The sequence below is a fragment of the Mycobacterium sp. ST-F2 genome (assembly GCF_001905655.1).
In the GTDB taxonomy this organism is placed as follows: Bacteria; Actinomycetota; Actinomycetes; order Mycobacteriales; family Mycobacteriaceae; genus Mycobacterium.
Map to the genome: position 1 here is coordinate 1 of NZ_JMHT01000122.1, position 2578 is coordinate 2578.

The following is a 2578-nucleotide window of genomic DNA, read 5'->3' on the forward strand; positions in this document are numbered from 1 at the left end:
AGTGCGTGTAAACAAGACGAAGAACATTGCACATCGTGCCCGCAACCACACCACAATCAGAATCAAACAGACCACACCCCACCACCAAACAACACCCAACAGGGTCAAAAGCCGGTGGAGGCGTAAAAAAAATAGAGTTACGGCGGCAACAGCGGCAGGGAAACGCCCGGTCCCATCCCGAACCCGGAAGCTAAGCCTGCCAGCGCCGATGATACTGCCCTGCACGGGCGGAAAAGTAGGACACCGCCGAACACAAATTACCTCAGCCCCCCGATGCAAATCGGGGGGCTGAGGCATTTTGCGTTTCTACCGCTTTTGCATTTCGGCGCCGCGCAATTCCGCGGCGCCGGCAGACGCTATTCGACTAATCGAACAGCGTCGGCTCCGCGGCTCCCGAACGGCTTTTCTCCAGATCGAGCAGCAGCTTCTTGCGGTCCAGGCCACCGCCGTACCCGGTGAGGCTGCCGTTCGCGCCGATCACGCGGTGACACGGCACGATGATCCCGATCGGATTGTGGCCGTTGGCCAACCCGACGGCCCGGGACGCACCCGGAGAACCGACCTGAAGCGCAATTTCCCCGTAGGAACGCGTTTCTCCGTAGGGAATGGTCAGCAGCGCACCCCAGACCCGACGCTGGAATTCGGTGCCGATGAGATCGAGCTCAAGATCGAAATCCTGGAGTTCGCCGGCGAAGTACGCGGTGAGTTGGTCGACCGCCTCCTGAAAGGCGGTCTCATCGGGCTCCCAGCCGTCATGGCTGGGTTCGTATGTCTGGTCGTCCATCCGCAGATGCCGGATCCGGCCGTCGCGGCCGGCGAGTGTGATGGTTCCGACCGGACTCTGCATGGTCCGGGTCTGCAAGGTGGCGGTCATGCCTGCTCCTGTTGTGGTGATTGCGTCGTCAGCGGCGGCCATTGGTTGACCGCATGGTCCAGCGAGGTCCAGAGATGTTGCGTGGCGTACGCCCGCCAGGGCCGCCACTGTGCGCTGTGCTCGATCAATTGGCGTGAATTGTCCGGCAGCCCAAGCTGTTTGGCCGCGACCTGCACTCCCAGGTCGCGTGCGGGAAACGCATCGGGATCACCGAGGGCACGCATAGCGACCACCTCGGCCGTCCACGGCCCGATTCCGGGAAGTTCGGCCACCTGGGCCCGGGCCTGCAGCCAGTCCGAGCCGGCGTCGAGCTCGAGGGTGCCGGCGGCCAGCGCGTCGATCAGCGCGACGAGGGTGCGCCGGCGGGATTCGGGAAAGGCGAGTTGATTCGGATCCAGCTCGGCCAGCTGAGCAACGGACGGGAAGACATGGGTCAAGCCACCCACTGGGTCGCTGATTGTCGCGCCATAGGCCACTGCCAGCCTGCGGGTATGCGTCGCCGCGGCCTTCATGGACACCTGTTGGCCGATGACGACGCGCAGTGCCAACTCGTTCTCGTCGACGGTGCGGGGGATGCGCTGTCCCGGCGCCTTGGCGACGACGGGCGCGAGGTGGCGGTCAGCGTTGAGGACGTCGATGACGGCCTCGGGGTCGGCATCGAGGTCCAGTAGCCGTCGGCAACGGGCGATGGCGGTGGCCAGGTCGCGGAAGTCGTCGAGGATCAGCGTGCATTGCACATGGTCGACGCGGGGCGACAACTCGACTATGCCGGTGCCGTTGGGAAGACGGAGGGTGCGTCGGAAGGCTCCGTTGCGGACCTCTTCGACGCCGGGCACCGCACCGGCTGCGAGGTGGCCGAAAACGCCCTCATAGGCGAAGGGCGTCCGAACCGGTAGCCGGACGGAAAGCGTTCCGGTGCCGGTGGTTTCATTCGGGGCGAAGCGCGCCTGCGCCCGCTGGCGGAGTTCTGTCGGCGTCAGCGCGCACACCTCGCGGATGGTGTCGTTGAACTGACGGATACTCGAGAAGCCTGCCGCGAAGGCGACGTCGGCGAAAGGCAGTTGCGTGGTCTCGATGAGTACCCGGGCCGTCTGGCTGCGTTGGGCTCGGGCCAGTGCCAGGGGGTTGGCGCCCACTTCGGCCTGGAGCAGACGCTCGAGCTGCCGGGTGGTGTAGCCGAGCCGCGAGGCCAGCCCCGTGACGCCCTCACGGTCGACGGTGCCGTCGGCGATCAGGCGCATGGCCCGGGCCACGACATCGGTACGGATGTTCCACTCTGGTGAACCCGGTGAGGCATCGGGCCGGCACCGCTTGCAGGCTCGGAAGCCCGCTCGCTGCGCCGCCGCGGCAGTCGGGTAGAAGCGGACGTTCTTGGCGAACGGCGGCCGCACCGGGCAGCTGGGACGGCAGTAGATGCCCGTGGTGAGGACGGCCGTGACGAACCAACCGTCGAATCGGGCGTCCTTGGATTGGACTGCCCGATAGCAGCGGTCGAAGTCGTCGTACATGCCTTCGACAATGGCATGCGGCCGAGCGGAGCACTAGCGGAAAACCGACTGGCGTGTTCCATGTGAATGAGTCCAGCGTGTTTTAGAGTCCCGTGGCCCGGTTTCGGGCCGAGAAGGGACGATGAGATACATGGCTGGACGCAAGGGGCATTCCGCGGAGGACATCGTGCGCAAGTTGCGCCGCGCGGACGAGTTG

The 2578-nt window shown here is 65.4% G+C and carries 2 protein-coding genes and 1 rRNA gene; 1 reads left to right on the forward strand and 2 read right to left on the reverse strand.

Going from position 1 to position 2578, the window contains the following annotated elements:
- The first annotated feature begins 138 nt into the window (after positions 1–138).
- Positions 139–252, forward strand: a 5S ribosomal RNA gene (gene rrf, locus EB75_RS28125).
- Positions 253–364: 112 nt separating this feature from the next.
- On the opposite strand, the gene EB75_RS28130 is transcribed toward rrf, so the two are convergent.
- Together EB75_RS28130 and EB75_RS28135 are read right to left on the reverse strand one after the other, a co-directional pair.
- Entirely contained in the window at positions 365–874 is a 510-nt protein-coding gene (locus EB75_RS28130) for a methylated-DNA--[protein]-cysteine S-methyltransferase (RefSeq protein ID WP_073698474.1), read from the reverse strand.
- On the reverse strand, positions 871–2382 hold the full coding sequence (locus tag EB75_RS28135; RefSeq protein WP_073698475.1) for a DNA-3-methyladenine glycosylase 2 family protein: 1512 nt from the start codon (positions 2380–2382) through the stop codon (positions 871–873). Before EB75_RS28135 ends, EB75_RS28130 begins: the two co-directional genes overlap by 4 nt.
- Between the last annotated feature and the right edge of the window lie 196 nt (positions 2383–2578).

Excerpts from the sequence above, each read along its gene's own strand:
- EB75_RS28135 (WP_073698475.1), bottom strand. The coding sequence starts at position 2,382 with ATGTACGACGACTTCGACCGCTGCTATCGGGCAGTCCAATCCAAGGAC.
- EB75_RS28130 (WP_073698474.1), bottom strand. The coding sequence starts at position 874 with ATGACCGCCACCTTGCAGACCCGGACCATGCAGAGTCCGGTCGGAACC.